Below are 18,044 nucleotides of genomic sequence, written 5' to 3'. Positions count from 1 at the left end.
CACACACGGTGCGGCGGTGGTCGCGACGTAGGGAGTGGCCGGGGGCTTCAGGTGTGTATAAGGGGCAGGCCCCTGGGTTGCCCGGACCTTGGGGCGCCGATCACCCGTTTCCGGCCAGGAAACCGGCCGGCGGGGTCGTTGTCCCTGGGCCGGCGGGGTGGCCCCGGCGGGGATTGAGTCCGCTCAGCGGATATCGATGGTGCGGGTGCTGCGCGGGTGGTTTTCGTGGCGTGGTACGTCCAGGGTCAGCAGCCCGTTGTCGAAGGCGGCGCTGAGAGCGTCGCCGTCGGCGTCCGCGGGCAGCGTCAGTAACCGCTGAAAACGACCGAAGCGGCGTTCGCTGTAGTGATAGCCGTCCTCGTCGTTGAGGCGGGTTTCTTCCTTGCGGCCGGTGATCACCAGGGCATCGCCGTCCAGCTCCACCGACAGATCGTCGCGGCGCAGGCCCGGCACCTCCAAGGTGATGACATAGCGGTCCGGCTTTTCCACGATGTCGATGCTGGGGCGGAACGGCGCCGACGGCTCCGCGTGGGGCGCGGGAGTGGTCCAGGCCATGTCGCCGAGCATCTGTTCAAACCAGTTATCGAATTCCCGGTCCCAGCGCAGCAGCGGGTGGGAAGGGCGCCGCTGGGTGAGGGGCCGGTCGCGGCTGGTTTCCTTGCTCAACCAGTTCCAGGGATGCAGCTTGCTTTTGGTGCTCATGGTGCAACTCCTTCTGACAACCTCTTGGTTTCCACATTAAGGCCGGGCGGCGCTGATTCAAGCCCTCCGCCCGTCGCTTTTTTGACCGGCGTCAGCATTGGTAATTTGCGAAATAACCGTAAAACCCTGGCCCCCGCCCTTGAAACAGGGGCGCCTGACAATCAAGCCTGGAGGGACAATCACGAAAGGAGGCAAACATGAGTGAGCACGTTTACAAGAAGCTGGAACTGGTCGGCTCATCCAAGGACAGCATCGAGGACGCGGTGCGCAACGCCGTGGCGGCGGCCGGCAAGACCGTGGATAACGTGGAATGGTTCGAGGTGAAGGAAACCCGGGGCCATGTGGAGAACGGGCAGGTCGCCCACTTCCAGGTGGTGGTCAAGGTGGGCTTTCGGGTGGACTGAACAGAACCGGGTGGACTGAACAGAGAGAGCGGGGCGGCGGGCTGCCGCCGCCCCGGATGGCTTACACCACTTCCAGTTCCAGCATTTTCTGACACACCCGGGCGGTGCGCAGCTGATGCAGCTGCTTGGCGCTGAGCGCCTCCGGCAGTTGCACGGTGCTGTGGTCCTGATGAATCTTGATCGCCCCGATCTGCGCGCTGCTCAAGCCCGCCTCATTGGCAATCGCCCCCACCAGATTTCCGGGTCGGACCCCGTGGGTCTCACCCACCGCGACACGATAGATTTTCATCGGGCCGGCGGGGCGGGCGCCCTTGCCCAGTTTCCGTTCCCGTTTGGCGGGTGCCTTGCGGTCGCCTTGCTTGGCGCGCGGCTCCCGGGCTTCGCGGGGCGGGCGCGGCGGCGCGGCCTTCAGGAACAGCGGCTCCTTCTCGAACATGAGGGTGGCCAGGGCCACCGCCAGGTCCTCGGCGGGCAGTTCCAGGTCCTGGGACAGTTCGGCCAGGAACGCCCGATTAGCGTCCACTTCCGCATGCTTAAGGGCCGCGCCAAGGCGGTCCCGGAAGCCGTCCCGGCGGCGCTGGTTCAGGTCGTCCACCGAGGGCAGATCCATCATCGTCAGACGCTGGCCGGTGGTGCGCTCGATGCCGCGCAGCAGGCCCTGCTCTCGGCGGGCCACGAACAGGATGGCCTCGCCGTCACGGCCGGCCCGGCCGGTGCGGCCGATGCGGTGCACATAGGCTTCCGGATCGGTGGGCATATCGTAGTTGAACACATGGGTGATACGCGGCACGTCCAGGCCCCGGGCGACCACGTCGGTGGCCACCAGCAGGTCGATGCGGTGCTCGCGCAGCCGTGCCACGGTGGTTTCGCGCTGGGCCTGCGGCATGTCGCCATTCAGTGCTTCGGCGCGGAAACCACGGCCCAGCAGCTGCTCGGCCAGGTTGATGGTGGCCTGCTTGGTGCGGGCGAACACGATCACGCCGTCGTGGCGTTCCGCTTCCAGAATCCGGCACAGGGCGTCCAGCTTGTTGATGCCGGCCACCGGCCAGTAGCGCTGGCGGATGTGTTCGCCGGTGCTGGCGCCGCCGCCATCGATGCGGATCCATTCCGGCGTTTTCAGATGCTGGTCGGCGATGGTCTTGATCGCCGGCGGCATGGTGGCGGAGAACAGCGCCAGCTGACAGGCGGCCGGGGTGCGTTCCAGCACCCAGCGCACGTCGTCAATAAAGCCCATGCGCAGCATCTCGTCCGCTTCGTCCAGCACCAGGGCGCGCAGCTGGTCCAGGCGCAGGCTGCCCCGCTCCATATGGTCCATGACCCGGCCGGGGGTGCCGACGATCACCTGGGAGCCGCTTTTCAGGGCGCGCAGCTGATCCCGGTAGCCACCGCCGCCGTAAATCGGCGTCACGGTGATGCCGGGCATACCGTAGGCGAAGGTTTCCAGGGCTTCCGCGACCTGCAGAGCCAGTTCACGGGTGGGAGCGAGCACCAGCATTTGCGGCGCTTTCAGGGCCGGATCAAGACGGGCCAGAAGGGGCAGGCCAAAGGCAGCGGTTTTACCGGTGCCGGTTTGCGCCTGACCCAACAGGTCGCGGCCTTCCAGCAGGGCGGGAATACTGCGTTCTTGAATCGGAGAAGGAGTTTCAAAGCCAAGACGGGCGATTGCGCCGAGCAAAGACTCGGGCAGACCCAGGGTATCGAACGACATGCACAGACCTTTCGGTGGACGGGCGCTAGGCCGGGCTTGTCGATCAGTGCGGTGCCGGCGTGGCCCTGAAATGAAGGGAGGCGGACTATACGTGAGGCGTGGCGGAAATGCACGCTTTTTCTGGGGTTAGGGTGTGGTGGGGGGAGGTTATCGCGACTGAAGTCGCTCCTACAAAGGCGTTGAATGCTGCTGTAGGAGCGACTTCAGTCGCGATAGGCGGCGGGTACCTGCTGTTACCCCTCCTGCTTCTTGGCAAAGGCGTCCGCTTCCACCGCTTCCACGGTGATGCGCACATCCAGTTCGTCGCTCACCGCCGGCACGTAGGCGTCCATGCCGAAGTCGGAGCGCTTCAGGGTGGTGGTGGCGTTGAAGCCGGCCGCCGGGGCGCCGTCGTACATGGGGTGGTTGCCCACTTTATTGACGGTGGTGTCCAGTACCACCTGCTTGGTGATGCCATTGACGGTCAGGTCGCCGACCAGCTCGAAGGACCGTTTATCCTTGGCCACGTTGCGCACGCCGGTGCTCTTGAAGGTAATGGTGGGGTGCTCCTTGGCCTTGAAGAATTCCGGCTTGTTGAGCAGGTGGTCATTAAGGGCGGGCACGTGGGTGTCGATGCTGTCCACCTGGATGGTCACGTTCACCCGGGCGTCGGTGGGGTTGTCCGGGTCGGCGGTGACGGTGCCGCTGATGTCATTGAAGTTGGCCTCAGGCACGGAGAAGCCGAAGTGATTCCAGGAAAAACGGACCTGGGTGTGGCCCGGGTCCAGGGTGTATTCGGTGGGGGCGGCCAGCGCCGGGGCGGCGGTGGCCAGCAGGGCGGCGGTGAACAGGCCGGCAAGTGCGGATCGCATAACGTCTCCTTACGAAAAACTGTCTGAACGGGCGCCCAGAGTAGCCGGCCAGCGGGGCTGGAAACCAGCGTCTCACCGGCACGGTTTGTTCGGATTATTCGATCTTTGCCCGGAATGGGCGGGGTCGGACCTCCCAGAGAGGAGGCGGAAGCAGGGGAGGGGCGGCCCGGTGGCGGGCCACGCCCACCGGGCCGGACGCCAAACATCGCCTCTCCCCAAGCCTTATCAACCGCCGTTAGCGGTGTTTCTCGATACGCTCGCGCAGGCCGGCATCGTACTGGGCCAACTGGGCGATCTGATTGTACTTGCGCACTTCCAGGCCGGTGTCCTTCACCGCCTGCACCATCTTTTGTTGCGCCTCCCGTTGCACTTCCATGGCCTGCTGGGGCTGCTCGGTGTTTTCCTGCACCTTGACGCGGTACTGGCCTTTGATTTCCTCCACCTTCTGTTGGGCGTCGGCGAAGCGTGCCACCTCATCGTCGGAAATGTCCGAGGATTCGCCCAACGCCGGCTGCGCCGGGCGCGGCGTCTCGGCGGTGGGGGGCTGGCCGGTGGCGCCCTGCTGCTGCGACTGGGGTGGCTGCTGGGCGGCGACGGTGCCGCTGAGGCCGGCGGCGAGCAGCAGAGCGGACAGAGACAAAGCGGGTTTTTTCATAACGGTTGAACTCCTTTTCCGGTGTAAGCACGTTTTCCGGTATAAGCCAGACGCCAGGATCAGCGTCTTCCTGTTAGGACCGGCGGCGGGGCGGGAGTTTCGCCCGGGCACCGTCAAATTGTGTAAAGCACGCCGACCGTCCGGCGGTATATTCTCTAAGGGAATAAAAATAGCACCATATATTTCTTTTCAATGGTTCGCCCATCCTTATCATGGCGGTTTCTAGCTACCGATCTTGAACAAGGACAGGCAAAGCCATGGGTAACGCGCAGCTGATCACACGAGTGGGCGACAACAGCGCCGGCCTCTCCCGGGACGCCATCGAGGACCTTAACCGGACCTACGCGCCCCTGGATTTCGAGGCGCGCATCCGCCGTGTCTATCAGGATTTCGCCCCTGACAAGATCATGGTGACCTCGTCCTTCGCGGCGACCTCCGCCTATTTTCTGCACATTATTTCCAGCATCCGGCCCGAGCAGAAGATTCACTTCATCGACACCGGCTACCACTTCGAGCAGACCCTGGACTACAAGGACTACCTGATCGAACGGTTCAAGCTGGACGTGATCGACCTGCGCGCCGATTCCCGGCAGCACCAGATCACCCAGGACGAGCAAATGTGGCGCACCGACCCGGATCTGTGCTGCCAGGTCAATAAGGTGCAGCCCCTGGAAGACGCCAAGGAAAACTACGACCTGTGGATTTCCAGCCTGATGGGCTGGCAGACCGAGCACCGGGCGGGCCTGGAGATCTTTGAAGAGCGCCGCGGCATGATCAAATTCAACCCGATGATCGATGTCACCCGGGAGCAGCGCGACGCCTACATCGCCGACCACGACCTGCCGTTCCACCCGCTGGTCCAGGAAGGCTACCACTCCATCGGCTGCAGCCACTGCACCTGGAAGGGCGAAGGCCGCGAGGGCCGCTGGCAGGGTTCCAGCAAGACCGAGTGCGGCATCCACCTTTAAGCGTGCAGCGCAATTGAAAGAAACGGGCTTCGGCCCGTTTTTTTATGGCATCCGCTCTGGCGCCGGGGGTTCCATTTTTTTGCCGCTTCAGGGAAGCTTGCCGCCATGAACCGACCCTTCCGATTTCTGGCCATTGTCGGCCTGCTTATCCTGTCCCTGGTCGCCGCCTGGCGCGGCGGCCTGCTGCCCGGTGTGCCGGCCCCCTGGCACGATGATCTGCGCATTGTTCATGAAGTCCGGGGCGACACCCGGGTGATGGTGATCGAGCTGCGCAACACGGATACCCGAACCCACTGGCACAGCGAGGGAGAGGATCACCGCATCGACATTCGCCGCCGGGGGCCCACGCTGTATGAGCTGGACATTGCCCAACTGTATGACGAGGTGGACCCGCCGTTGCAGCGGCGCATGCAATCCGCGCTGCAGTTGGAGCCGGGCCGCACCGAGGTGGGCGGGTTCCGCTTCACCGAGCCGGGCAAGCCGGTGCAACGGCAGACCGTGGAGATCCTGCTGCCCGACCCCGCTTCCTGAGCCACTGCGACAAAACGCCGCATTCCCTTTCTTCCGCTGATCGCTAGGCTGGCGCGCGATATCACCCCCGTCTGGAGTATGCCGTGTCGCGCCTGCCCGCCCGTGCCGATCGTATCGGTTCGCTTGTCGTTCTGTCCCTGTTAATGCCCGCCGCCTGGGCGCAACCGCCGTCGCACCGGCTGGAAGCGGTGGAAGTGGCCGACCAGGTCGATGCGCCCGCGTCGCCCACCACCACCGATGGCCGCCTGGGGCTGAGTGAGCGCGAAACCCCGGCCACGGTGAGCACCGTGGACCGTGAGGATATCGAGCAGCTGGGACTGCGCAATCTGATCGAGCTGTACCGCAGCGCCCCGGGCGTGGCCGCCGGCAACATCCCCGGCTCGCCGGCGTCGGTGTCCATGCGCGGCCTCACCGATGTGGGCTATCTGTTCGACGGGGTGCGCGTGGCGGACCCGTCCATGGTGTCGCGCAACCTGGACACCTGGAATCTGGAGAAGGTGGAGATACTCAAGGGGCCGGCGTCGGTGTTGCACGGCAGCGGCGCCCTGGGCGGCACCATCAACCTGGTGACGCGTAAGCCTGATCTGGCCGGCAATCGCCAGGAAGGCATGATCGAATACGGCAGCCACGACAGCCTGCGTCTGGGTCTGGGCGCCAACCGGGTGGTGACGCCGAACGTGGCGGTGCGCGCCGACCTGAGCCATAGCCAGAGCAGCGGTTACGTGGACGACACCGATTCGGAAACCACCGCGCTGACCACCGGTATTCTGATCCAGGCCAGCGACCGGCTGACCCTGAGCGCGGCGCTGGACCTGTACACCGACCGTTACGCCACCCCCTACCAGGGCACGCCGCTGGTGCCGGCCAGCGTGGCCCGCGACCCCAGCGACGTGGTGTCCGGCGGCGGGCTGGTGCTGGATGAATCCATGCGTGACAACAACTACAACGTGCGCGACGGCAAGATGACCGCCGACAGCCAGTGGTTGCGCACCAAGGCCGACTACCAGCTCACCGGCCAGTGGCGGCTGGTCAACGAACTGAGCCTGTACAACGCCAACCGGGACTGGGCCAACTCCGAGGACTTCACCTACAACGACACCACCGGGGAACTGGATCGCGGTACCACGCGTATCAACCACCATCACCGTTTCGCCACCGACCGCTTCTACGGTGTCTATGACGGCCGGCTCGGCCAGCGCCGCCACCGCGTGGCGGTGGGCGCGGAATACCAGTACACCGATTTCGACAGCCGCCGCCGCTTTGGCACCACCACTTCGGTGGACCCGTTCGACCCGGATCGGGGTTACCTGCCGCCCAACAGTCCGGCCAACTACGGCTCCCGGGCGGATTACGACAGCCAGGTTTCCGGCGGCGCCCTGTTCGTGGAGGACGCGCTCAACCTGACGCCCAACTGGGTGCTGGTCAGCGGCCTGCGCTATGAATACCTGGACCTGGACCGGGGCATCGACGACCTGAGCGCCGGCACCCGGGAAACCTTCGGGCAAACCTACGAGGATCTGTCCTGGCGTCTGGGCACGGTCTACGACCTGAGCAACCGGGTGCAGGTGTTCGCCCAGTACAACCGGGCGGCGGCGCCGGTGAGCGGCTTGCTGCTGAGCCGGGCCAGCAGCGCCGGGTTCGATCTGAGCAAGGGGCGGTCCGTGGAAGTGGGCAGCCGGGCGGCGTTTCTGGATGACCGCGCGACCCTGACGGTATCCCTTTATCGCCTGGATCAGGACGACATTCTCACCCGCGACCCGGCCAACCCGTCCCTGTCGGTGCAGGGCGGCAGCCTGCGGGCCGAGGGCGTGGAAGTGGATCTCACCCTGCGCCCCCATGAGCGTTGGTGGATCAACCTCAATGGCGCCTACAACGACGCCGAATACGACGAGCTGCTGGGTGCCGGCGGCGTGGACCTGTCCGGCAACCGGCTCACCAATGTGCCGGAAAAAACCGCCAACCTGAGCAGCGCCTACACGCTGCCAGGCCTGCCGCTGACCCTGGGCGGCGCGGTGCGTTACACCGGTGATTTCTACACCAGCACCAGCAACCAATACCGCATTGACGAACGCACGTTGCTGGACGCCTGGGTCAGCTACCCGCTGGCCAAGGGCACCCTGACCCTGCGCGGCCGCAACCTCACCGATGAGTTCTACGCGGACTGGTCCGGCTACAGCGCCACCCAGGTCTATATCGGCGCGCCGCGCAGCGTGGAACTCGGCTGGACCGGCCGCTTCTGATGGCGGCCAACGGCTACGCCACGGTGTGGCGCTGGCACTTCTACGCGGGGCTGTTCACGGCCCCGTTTTTGTTGATCCTGTCGATCACCGGCGCCCTCTATCTGTTCAATGACGAACTGAACGACTGGATTTACCCGCAGCTGCGCTTCGCCCCCAGCGGCGACACGGTGCGGCCGGCCGGTGACCTGGTGGCCTCGGTGCGCACCCATTATCCCGACACCACCGTGACCCGCATTGATATGCCGGTGGAGCCGGGGCGCAGCGCCGAGGTGTTCGTCACGCCGGAACAGGGTGAGCCGTTCCGGGTGTTCGTCGACCCGGGCAACGGGGCGGTGCTCGGCGACTTCATCTATGCGCGCACCCTGGTGGGGTTCGCCGACCGCATGCACGGCTCCCTGCTGCTGGGGGAAGGCGGTGACGCGGTGGTGGAACTGGCGGCCAGCTGGGCGTTGGTGCTGATCGCCACCGGCCTCTACCTGTGGTGGCCCCGGGGCCGGGGCGTCGGCTTCCGGTTCAACCGTCAGCGCCGTGGTCGTGCCCGCTGGCGAGAGCTGCATCGGCTGACCGGCGTCTACGCCGCCGTGCTGATCGTATTCCTGATCATTACCGGCCTGCCCTGGGCCAGCTTCTGGGGCGACCGGGTGCTGACGCCGGTGAGCAACGCCCTCGGCCTGGGTTATCCGCCGCAATTGCGCCACCACGGCGGTGACAGCGGCAAGACGCTGCTGGACACCCTGGGCGAGGCGCCCTGGGCCCTGCAGCAAGCGCCGCTGCCCACGGTGCCAGCGGCCCATGACCATCACCACCATCATGGCCCGACGGCGGCGCTGGACACCTCCACGGCGGCCATCAACCGGGTGCACCGGGCCCTGGCCGCCAACGGTCTGCCGCTGGCCTACCGATTGTCGATCCCCACCGAGGCCGGCGACCCCTACAGCGCCTACACCTACCCGGCCCGCCCGCAAGGACAGCGCACCCTGCATTTTGACAGCGACGGCCAGGTGCTGGTGAACACCGGCTTCGCCGAGTACGGCGCCATCGCCAAGGCGGTGGAATACGGCGTCGCCCTGCACATGGGCAACTACTTCGGCCGCGCCAACCAACTGATCATGCTGCTCGCCTGCATCGCCATCATCGCCCTGGTGATCACCGGGCTGGTGATGTGGTGGCGCCGCCGCCCGGCCGGCGGTATCGGCGCCCCCGCCGCGCCGCCGGTGCGCGCACGCACGCTGGTGCTGCTGCTGGCGGCCCTGCTCGCGCTCCTGCCCCTGGCGGGCCTCAGCCTGCTGCTGGTACTGACCGCGGAAGCCCTATGGCGCCGCCTCACCCCCCGCCCACCCGCCCCACCCGGGCGCCCACCCGGGGTCGGACCCCGGTAAGGGGTTGATTTTGCCACCCGGGGTCGGACCCCGGTAAAGGGTTGATTTTTAAGGGGTAGGGTGGGGAATTGGCGGGGTTTTTGGGGCTTAGCGGCGGTTTTCGGTGAGCGAATCCGGGCTTTAAGACGGTGCGGTGTGACCGGTGGGGTGGGTCTGTGCGATAATCCGCCGCCTTTCGCCCCACCACTCCTGCTATTCGAGACCAACTTTGCTGACCACCGCCAATATCACCATGCAGTTCGGCGCCAAGCCGCTGTTCGAGAACGTGTCCGTGAAATTCGGGGACGGCAACCGTTACGGCCTGATCGGCGCCAATGGCTGCGGTAAATCCACCTTCATGAAAATCCTCGGCCGTGACCTGGAGCCTTCCGCGGGCAACGTGTCCAAGGAAGCCAACGAGCGCATCGGCAAGCTGCGCCAGGACCAGTTCGCCTACGAGCAGTATTCGGTGGTGGACACCGTGATCATGGGCCACGAAGAGCTGTGGACGGTGAAGGAAGAGCGCGACGCCATCTACGCCAAGGCGGAGATGACCGAGCAAGACGGCATCCGCGCCGGCGAGCTGGAAGCGGAGTTCGCCGAGCTGGACGGCTACACCGCCGAGTCCCGCGCCGGCGATCTGCTGTTGGGCGTGGGCATTCCGGTGGAGCAGCACTTCGGTCCGATGAGCGAAGTGGCGCCGGGCTGGAAGCTGCGCGTGCTGTTGGCCCAGGTGCTGTTCTCGGACCCGGACATCATGTTGCTGGACGAGCCCACCAACAACCTGGACATCAACACCATCCGCTGGCTGGAAGACGTGCTCAACCAGCGCCAGTGCACCATGATCATCATTTCCCACGACCGCCACTTCCTGAACAGCGTCTGCACGCACATGGCGGATCTGGACTACGGTGAGCTGCGCGTCTACCCGGGCAACTACGACGAGTACATGACCGCCGCCACCCAGGCCCTGGAACGCAAGCGCGCCGACAACGCCAAGAAGAAGGCGCAGATCGCCGACCTGCAGCAGTTCGTCAGCCGCTTCTCCGCCAACGCCTCCAAGTCCAAGCAGGCGACTTCCCGGGCCAAGCAGATCGACAAGATCAAGCTGGAGGAGATCAAACCGTCCAGCCGCCAGAACCCCTACATCGTGTTCGAGCAGGACAAGAAACTGTTCCGGAATGCGCTGGAAGTGAAAGGCTTGGCGAAGACCTTTGACGAAGAACTGTTCTCCGGCCTGGACCTGCGTGTGGAAGTGGGCGAGCGCATCGCCATCATCGGCCCCAACGGCGTCGGCAAGTCCACCTTGCTGCGCTGTCTGGTGGGCGATCTGGAACCCACCGCCGGTCAGGTGAAGTGGTCCGAGAACGCCACCCTGGGCTATTACGCCCAGGACCACGCCGCCGACTTCGAGCAGAAGCTGAACCTGTTCGACTGGATGAGCCAATGGGGCAAACCCAGCGACGACGAACAGGTGATTCGCGGCACCCTGGGCCGGCTGCTGTTCTCCTCCACGGAGATCAACAAGACCGTGGACGTGATCTCCGGCGGTGAGCAGGGCCGCATGCTGTTCGGCAAGATCATGCTGCAGCGCCCCAACATCATGCTGCTCGACGAGCCCACCAACCACCTGGACATGGAGTCCATCGAGTCGCTCAACCTGGCCCTGGAAAACTATCCCGGCACGCTGCTGTTCGTCAGCCACGACCGGGAATTCGTATCGTCCCTGGCCACCCGCATCATCGAGCTGACCCCCACCGGCATCGTCGATTTCCACGGCAGCTACGAAGACTACCTGCAAAGCCAGGGCGTGGCCTGACGGCCACGTAAAGCCCCCCGCCGGGGGGGCTGTCCCCTGTAGGAGCGGCTTTAGCCGCGATCAGCCGTGGTGCCATCGTCATCGCGGCTGATGCTGGTCGCGGCTAAAGCCGCTCCTACAAAACCCTCAAAACGCCATTACCAGGCCAGCCCCGGCGGGGTGCATTGCCGCTTTCGGTTGATATGTTATAACATCGACAATCAAGCCCACGTAAAGCGGAAGGTTTTTATGCTCGCCCGGCAAATCGTAGTTTCCAACCCCGATGGCCTGGTCCGGGACCAGGACCCCCTGGTGCTCGCGGACATCATGCAGGAGCCGGTGCGGGTGGCGCTGTGGGACCGCCCGTCCCCGGTGGGGCCGGAGGTGGTGGCTCTGGCCTGCCGGCAGCGGCTGGCGATCAGAAGCTGGCTGAACGCGGACGCGCTGGCGCCCGCCTTGCAGGAGCTTCTGCCCGACCCGGCCTACGGCCCACTGCGCGAAGACCTGGCGTTGCTCGCCGACATGACCACCTGCCTGTTCGGCGTGGAGGGCGTCGGCGTGCGCGTCACCGCCTTGACCAAACCCATGTGCCCCCGTTTCCACGTGGACCGCATCCCGGTGCGGTTGCTGTGCACCTACGGTGGCCCTGGCAGCGAATGGCTGCCCGCACCGTCGGTGCCAGAAGGCTTGCTGGTCCCCGGCTCATGCCAGGAAGGCCGCGTGGAGGCCGCCGCCATCCAACGTCTTGAGCCCGGCCAGGTGGCCTTCTTCAAAGGCGAGAACTGGGACGATCAGCCCGGTAAGGGCGTGGTACACCGCTCGCCGCCGGTAGCCAGCGGCGGCGAACGTTTGCTGGTGACCCTGGACGTCTGAGTGCCGCGCCCATGGCGTCAGGATGACTTCCGCCTTTGATGGCGCAGGTAACCCGATGAGGTTGCCGCGCAGCGCTCCCGGCGGACACCTGTGGTATGGTCCCTGAAACAAAGGTTTCACGCCCACCGTTTCAGAGAACCGGATGCAACCACTGAATGAGCGTCTGCGCGCCCACTACGAAAGCCTGTCGCCCCAGGAGCGGCGGGTGGCGGACTTTATCCTCGACCACTACGACGACCTGATCAGCTACAACAGCGCCGAGCTGGCGCGGCTGAGCGGGGCGTCCAAGCCCACCGTCAGCCGCCTGTTCAAGCGGCTCGGTTACAGCGGCTACAAGGCCCTTCGCGATGAGCTGCGCGCCCTGCGGCAAAGCGGCGTGCCCCTGGCCGACGCCCGTGGCCTGGCCGACGGCGACACCCTGCCGGCCCGCCATTACCAGCAGGAGCTGGCCAACCTGAACCAGTGTCTGGCCGGCCTGGACGCCCGCCGGCTGGGCGAGGCGGCGGCGGCCCTGGCCGGTGCCGGCCAGGTGCTGATCGTCGGCCAGCGCAACGCTTATCCGGTGGCGCTGCACCTGCGCCAGCAGCTGATCCAGGCCCGGGGCCAGGTGCGCCTGGCCCCGCAGCCGGGGCAGACCCTGGCGGAAGAGCTGGTGGACCTGACCCCGGCGGATGTGGTGCTGGTGGTGGCGTTTCGCCGCCGGCCCCGGCTGATCGCGCCCCTGCTGAAAAGCCTGCGGCAGCGCAAGATACCGGTGGTGCTGCTGTGTGAGCCCCAGGCCCGAGCGCTGCCGGAACTGGCCCGCTGGCACTTCCCGGTGCCGCTGGACAGCCTGTCCGCCTTCGACAGCTACGCCGCCGCCATGAGCCTGGCCAGCCTGCTGGCCAACGCGGTGCTGCACGAGGCACTGGCCTCCGGGCGCCGGCGCATCCACCAGATCACCGCCCTCTACGACGACCTGGACGAACTGGAAAAACCCTCCCCCTAGCGCTTCCTTCCGGCAGAAAGGCCAGGGCGGCTTGATGCCGCCCTTGGAACAGTTGTTTCTTTTGTGTATTATTGAAACTATTGTTTCGTTGTTCCGAGCCGCCGCCAGGCCCCCGTAGGAGCGGCTTCAGCCGCGATGCCTTCACCCGCAAAGAGGACGCCCATGCTGGAGATCAGCCAGTTCGACCAGATCAATCCCCCCGCCCGGCTATTGATGGGCCCGGGGCCGATCAACGCGGACCCCCGGGTGCTGCGGGCCATGGCCGCCCAGTTGGTGGGCCAGTACGACCCGGCCATGACCGGCTACATGAACGAGGTGATGGCGCTCTACCGGGCCCTGTTCCGCACCGAAAACCGCTGGACCATGCTGGTGGACGGTACCTCCCGGGCCGGCATCGAAGCGATCCTGGTGTCGGCGATCCGCCCCGGCGACCGGGTGCTGGTGCCGGTGTTCGGGCGCTTCGGCCATCTGCTGTGCGAGATCGCCCGCCGCTGCCGGGCGGAGGTGCACAGCATCGAGGTGCCCTGGGGCCAGGTGTTCGAGCCCCAGGTTATCGAGGACGCCATCCAGCGGGTCAAACCCCGGCTGCTGCTCACCGTGCAGGGCGATACCTCCACCGGCCAGCTACAGCCGCTGGCGGAGCTGGGCGAGATCTGCCGCCGCCACGGCGTGCTGTTCTACGCCGACGTCACCGCCTCGTTTGGCGGCAACCCCCTGGAAACCGACGCCTGGGGCCTGGACGCGGTGTCCGCCGGCCTGCAGAAATGCCTGGGCGGCCCCTCCGGCAGCGCCCCGGTGACCCTGGGCCCGAACATGGAAGAAGTGATCCGCCGCCGTAAGCACGTGGAGCAGGGCATCCGTACCGACGCCCACCAGGACGGCGAGGACGAGATGATCGCCTCCAACTATTTCGACCTGGGCATGGTGATGGACTACTGGGGTCCGGAGCGCCTCAACCACCACACCGAGGCCACCAGCATGCTGTTCGCCGCCCGCGAATGCGCCCGGCTGATCCTCCAGGAAGGGCTGGATAACACCATCGCCCGCCACGCCCTGCACGGCACCGCCTTACTCCATGGCGTGCAGGGCATGGGCCTGGAAACCTTCGGCGACCTGGACCACAAGATGAACAACATGCTGTGCGTGACGATCCCGGACGGCATCCCCGGCGAGCAGGTGCGTAGCCTGTTGCTCAACGATTTCGGCATCGAGATCGGCACCTCCTTCGGCCCCCTGCAGGGCAAGATCTGGCGCATCGGCACCATGGGCTACAACGCCCGCAAGGACTGCGTGCTGCAAACGCTCACCGCCCTGGAAGCGGTGCTGCGGCGGCTCGGCTTCCGCGCGCCGGACGGCGGCGGCGCCCAGGCCGCCTGGGACTACTACGACCGGCAAGTGGGGGACGCCTCATGAACCCCGCCGCCATGACCCCGGACGATGCCCGCGCCGCCGCCGAACGGGTGATGGCCCGCTGTGACGAACTGGCGGCGATCAGCGAACAGCCCGACGCCCTGACCCGGGTCTATCTGTCCCCGGAGCATAAACGCGCCAACGCCCTGGCCGGCGACTGGATGCGCGAAGCGGGAATGACCGTGTGGCAGGACAGCGTCGGCAATATCTGTGGCCGCTATGAAGCCGCCACTCCGGACGCCCCGGCCCTGCTGCTGGGCTCCCACCTGGACACGGTGCGCGACGCCGGCCGCTACGACGGCATGCTTGGCGTGCTCACCGCCATCGAAACCGTGCGCCACCTGCACCAGCAAAACGCGCGCCTGCCCCTGGCCATCGAAGTGGTCGGTTTCGGCGACGAGGAGGGCACCCGCTTCGGCATCACCCTGTTGGGCAGCCGGGGCCTGGCCGGCACCTGGCCCGGGGATTGGCTGGAGCAAGAGGACCAGCAGGGCACCCGGGTGGTCGATGCCCTGCGCGAGTTCGGGCTGGACCCGCACCGCCTCACCGACGCCGCGCGGTCGCTGGGCGATATCGCCGCCTACCTGGAACTGCACATCGAACAGGGTCCCTGCCTGGAAAAAGCCGACCAGGCCCTGGGCGTGGTCACCGCCATCAACGGCGCCCGCCGCCTCAACTGCACCTTCACCGGCCAGGCCGGCCACGCCGGCACCGTGCCCATGACCCAGCGCCGCGACGCCCTGGCCGGCGCCGCCGAATGGATGATCGACATCGAACGCACCACCGGCGAGACCGGCCCGGAGCTGGTGGCCACCGTGGGCTCATTGCAGTGCAAGCCCGGGGCGGTGAACGTGATCCCCGGCCAGGCGAAACTGACCCTGGATGTGCGTGGCCCGCAGGAAGGGCCGCTGGAGGCGCTGCTCGACGAGCTGCTGGCCCGCGCCCGGGCCATCGCCGAACGGCGCGGCCTGACCTTCCAGGCGGACGAGTTCTACCGCATCGCCGCCACCGCCTGTGACACCGGCCTTCAACACCATCTGGCCAACGCCATCACCGAGGTGCAGGGCAGCGCTCCGCACCTGCCCAGCGGCGCCGGCCACGACGCCATCGCCCTGGCCGACCACTGGCCGGTGGCCATGCTGTTCGTGCGCTGCAAAGGCGGCATCAGCCACCACCCGGCGGAATCCGTGACCACCGACGACGTGGCCCTGGCCATCCGCGCCTACGCCCACGCGGTCACCAACCTGGCCTCCGAGCCACCTTCGCCTTCGTAGGAGCGACCGGGCGGCGTACCGCTTCGGTCGCGATCCGCCGTAAAGCGGCGGCATCCCCCACCACGCCCTGGCGCCGCCGAGCCCGATCAATGTCCAGGGCGGTCGCCATATCACCCCCTTGACCTTAACCACGGTTCAGGTCGCAGACTTCCGCGCACTTTCACTCAGCGAGGAAGCACCATGAGCACCCCAACCCCGGCGCAGCTACCACGCCGCGCCCTGGCGGGCATGATCACCGTGGCTGTATTGGTGGGCCTGAACCTGCGGCCCTCCATGGCGGCGGTGGGGCCCCTGGCCGACCGCATCCAAGCGGAACTGGGCGCCAGCTATACCGGCCTGGCGTTGCTCACCACTTTGCCGGTCTTGGCCATGGCCGCCGGCTGTTTTATTGGCGGCGGCCTGGCGCGCCGCCTCGGCGACCCGGCCCTGGTGGTGGCATCGCTGCTGATGATCCTGCTGGCGGACCTGGCCCGTCTCGCCAACCAGACCCTGACGGGCCTGATGCTTACCGCCCTGGTGGCGGGCTTCGGCATCGCCTTTCTGCAGGTGCGCCTGCCTGCCTTGATCAAACGCCGCGCCGGCGGCTACACCGCCCTGGTGATGGGCTGGTACATCGCCGCGGTGATGGGCGGCGCCGCCCTGGCTTCCTCCCTGGCGCCATCGCTGGCCACCCTGGCCGGCGGCTGGCGGGCCGGCCTGGCGGTGTGGGCGCTGCTCGCGGTGCTGGCTTTGCTGGCCTGGTGGCGGGGCCGGGGCCTGTTTGGCGCGGCGCCGACGCATGGCGACAGTGCTTCCGCCGCCGGCCTGTGGCGACGGCCGCGCACCTGGACCCTGGCGCTGTTTTTCGGCCTCGGCACCGCCGGCTACACCTGCGTGCTGGCCTGGCTGCCGCCTTACTACGTGGCGCGGGGCTTCAGCCCCACGGAGGCCGGCGGCCTGCTCGGTTTTCTCACCGCCATGGAAGTGGTGGCCGGCCTGCTGCTGCCGCCCCTGGTCCTGAAAAGCCCGGACCGCCGCCCGGCGTTGCTGGCGGTGCTCGCCAGTGCCCTGGCCGGGTTCGTGCTGCTGGCCGGCTGGCCCCTGGGCTCACCGCTGCTGGTGGCCACCTTGCTGGGCCTGGGCATCGGCGGGCTGTTTCCGCTCAGCCTGATCGTCGCCATGGACCACCACGACAACGCCGAAGTGGCCGGCGCCCTGGTGGGCATCGTCCAGGGCATCGGCTACCTGATCGCCGCCTTCTCGCCGTTCCTGGCCGGTCTGATCCGCGACCGTCTGGGCGATTTCGCTCTGGCCTGGGTGGGGCTGGGGGCGCTCTACGTGGTGCTGATCGCCATGGCGTTGCGCTTTAACCCGTGCCACTACGCCCGGCACATCGCCGCTCTCTAACCCGCGATGAATCCAACAAAAGCCCACCGAGGACACAAGGCGCCAGTGCTCTGTTTCAAGGCCAACCGCCGGCGTTTGGTCCGCTGCTGCCGGGGCAACAACCCAAGGCTGAAAGAAAACCGCCGGACTAGGCGCCGCCATGGGACTGCGAATCCAGGTCTTCGCCGATGCGGGCGAGGCCGAGACCGGGGCGCGGCAGGCGTTGAACCCGGGCTGAGTGGCAGGAAAGCCGGAGGGTGGACAGGGCGCTTGTTCCTTCCTTGAAAAATGTTATTTTATAACGTAATCGCGCTGGCCTTGGCGCGTCGTTGCCTTTTCATCCCGGGAGTTGCCATGAACCTCTCCATCCGTGGAGCCATCCCTTTATTGTTCGCCACCGGCCTGGCCCAGGCCGCGCCGGTGCATCAGCACGGCCGCGCCGAAGCCGCCGTGGCGGTTGACGATGCCACCCTGACGCTGAGCTTCCGGGCGCCATTGATGGATATCCTGGGCGTGGAGCGGGCGCCGGAGAGCGAGGCGGAAAGCCACCACTTCCAGGAGCAGCTGGACCTGGTGGTCGCGCCCTTGCCCGCCGAGGCCGCCGGTTGCACGCTTCAGGAGGAGAAGGTGACCGATTTGGCGGCCTTGTTCCCGGCGGGCGACGGCCATCATCATGCCGATGACCATGACCATGACCATGACCATGACCATGACCATGATGACCACCATCACGCCCACCATCAGGACCTGGAAGCCACCTGGACCTACCAGTGTGACCACATCGCCGAACTGAACGCGGTGACCTGGCCGTTCCTGGCGGACTTCCCCAGCCTGACCACCGAGGTGATCCTGCTGCTGCCGAGCGGGCAGGGCGCCCGCACCCTGAACTCCGGCGACACCCGACTGCCCCTGGAGTGAC

General features: G+C 66.6%; 16 protein-coding genes. 12 read left to right on the top strand and 4 right to left on the bottom strand.

All coding sequences use genetic code 11. The annotated features are described in order from the left end of the window. Positions 1 to 183: 183 nt before the first annotated feature. Positions 184 to 702, bottom strand: coding sequence for an Hsp20/alpha crystallin family protein (locus FGS76_RS09865; protein WP_138772469.1), 519 nt, complete (start codon positions 700 to 702; stop codon positions 184 to 186). A 197-nt stretch (positions 703 to 899) separates the two neighbouring features. On the opposite strand from FGS76_RS09865, the gene FGS76_RS09860 reads away from it, so the two are divergent. Then, positions 900 to 1,106, top strand: coding sequence for a dodecin (locus FGS76_RS09860; protein WP_138772468.1), 207 nt, complete (start codon positions 900 to 902; stop codon positions 1,104 to 1,106). 61 nt (positions 1,107 to 1,167) lie between these two features. Here the strand turns inward: FGS76_RS09860 and FGS76_RS09855 are convergent, their stop codons facing one another. From FGS76_RS09855 to FGS76_RS09845, 3 genes are all read right to left on the bottom strand, one after another. Then, entirely contained in the window at positions 1,168 to 2,814 is a 1,647-nt protein-coding gene (locus FGS76_RS09855) for a DEAD/DEAH box helicase (RefSeq protein WP_138772467.1), read from the bottom strand. 233 nt (positions 2,815 to 3,047) lie between these two features. Then, entirely contained in the window at positions 3,048 to 3,665 is a 618-nt protein-coding gene (locus FGS76_RS09850; protein WP_138772466.1) for a YceI family protein, read from the bottom strand. A 235-nt stretch (positions 3,666 to 3,900) separates the two neighbouring features. Further along, entirely contained in the window at positions 3,901 to 4,320 is a 420-nt protein-coding gene (locus FGS76_RS09845) for a DUF4168 domain-containing protein (RefSeq protein WP_138772465.1), read from the bottom strand. 257 nt (positions 4,321 to 4,577) lie between these two features. On the opposite strand from FGS76_RS09845, the gene FGS76_RS09840 reads away from it, so the two are divergent. The 11 genes from FGS76_RS09840 to FGS76_RS09790 all read left to right on the top strand — a co-directional run bounded on the left by FGS76_RS09840 (position 4,578) and on the right by FGS76_RS09790 (position 18,043). After that, the gene (locus FGS76_RS09840) at positions 4,578 to 5,288 is read left to right on the top strand and encodes a phosphoadenylyl-sulfate reductase (protein ID WP_138772464.1); all 711 of its coding nucleotides are present in this window, start codon (positions 4,578 to 4,580) and stop codon (positions 5,286 to 5,288) included. A 105-nt stretch (positions 5,289 to 5,393) separates the two neighbouring features. Next, complete coding sequence (locus tag FGS76_RS09835; protein WP_138772463.1) at positions 5,394 to 5,819, top strand: hypothetical protein; 426 nt, start codon at positions 5,394 to 5,396, stop codon at positions 5,817 to 5,819. An 83-nt stretch (positions 5,820 to 5,902) separates the two neighbouring features. Continuing rightward, a complete protein-coding gene (locus FGS76_RS09830; RefSeq protein ID WP_240692492.1) occupies positions 5,903 to 8,059 on the top strand; it encodes a TonB-dependent receptor in 2,157 nt (718 codons plus the stop codon). Then, positions 8,059 to 9,438 carry a PepSY-associated TM helix domain-containing protein gene (locus FGS76_RS09825; protein WP_138772462.1) on the top strand — a complete coding sequence of 460 codons (1,380 nt, stop codon included), beginning with the start codon at positions 8,059 to 8,061 and terminating at the stop codon, positions 9,436 to 9,438. Before FGS76_RS09830 ends, FGS76_RS09825 begins: the two co-directional genes overlap by 1 nt. A gap of 208 nt (positions 9,439 to 9,646) precedes the next feature. After that, positions 9,647 to 11,236, top strand: a complete 1,590-nt coding sequence (locus tag FGS76_RS09820) for an ABC-F family ATPase (protein WP_138772461.1) — start codon at positions 9,647 to 9,649, stop codon at positions 11,234 to 11,236. Positions 11,237 to 11,464: 228 nt separating this feature from the next. After that, complete coding sequence (locus FGS76_RS09815; protein ID WP_138772460.1) at positions 11,465 to 12,088, top strand: DUF1826 domain-containing protein; 624 nt, start codon at positions 11,465 to 11,467, stop codon at positions 12,086 to 12,088. A gap of 142 nt (positions 12,089 to 12,230) precedes the next feature. After that, positions 12,231 to 13,076 (top strand): MurR/RpiR family transcriptional regulator, encoded by an 846-nt coding sequence (locus tag FGS76_RS09810; protein WP_138772459.1) that lies wholly within the window; start codon positions 12,231 to 12,233, stop codon positions 13,074 to 13,076. A gap of 162 nt (positions 13,077 to 13,238) precedes the next feature. Beyond that, positions 13,239 to 14,489, top strand: a complete 1,251-nt coding sequence (locus FGS76_RS09805) for a pyridoxal-phosphate-dependent aminotransferase family protein (protein WP_138772458.1) — start codon at positions 13,239 to 13,241, stop codon at positions 14,487 to 14,489. Beyond that, positions 14,486 to 15,760: an allantoate amidohydrolase gene (gene hpxK, locus FGS76_RS09800; protein ID WP_138772457.1), complete on the top strand. Its 1,275-nt coding sequence runs from the start codon at positions 14,486 to 14,488 to the stop codon at positions 15,758 to 15,760. Before FGS76_RS09805 ends, hpxK begins: the two co-directional genes overlap by 4 nt. A gap of 180 nt (positions 15,761 to 15,940) precedes the next feature. Continuing rightward, positions 15,941 to 17,146: an MFS transporter gene (locus FGS76_RS09795; protein WP_170214450.1), complete on the top strand. Its 1,206-nt coding sequence runs from the start codon at positions 15,941 to 15,943 to the stop codon at positions 17,144 to 17,146. A 333-nt stretch (positions 17,147 to 17,479) separates the two neighbouring features. Then, positions 17,480 to 18,043 (top strand): ZrgA family zinc uptake protein, encoded by a 564-nt coding sequence (locus FGS76_RS09790; RefSeq protein WP_170214449.1) that lies wholly within the window; start codon positions 17,480 to 17,482, stop codon positions 18,041 to 18,043. Position 18,044 lies beyond the last annotated feature (1 nt).

This window comes from Alloalcanivorax gelatiniphagus, from assembly GCF_005938655.1.
GTDB classification, from domain to species: Bacteria; Pseudomonadota; Gammaproteobacteria; order Pseudomonadales; family Alcanivoracaceae; genus Alloalcanivorax; species Alloalcanivorax gelatiniphagus.
The sequence above is the reverse complement of the archived record's forward strand: the minus strand, read 5'-3'. Positions and strand labels throughout refer to the sequence as shown.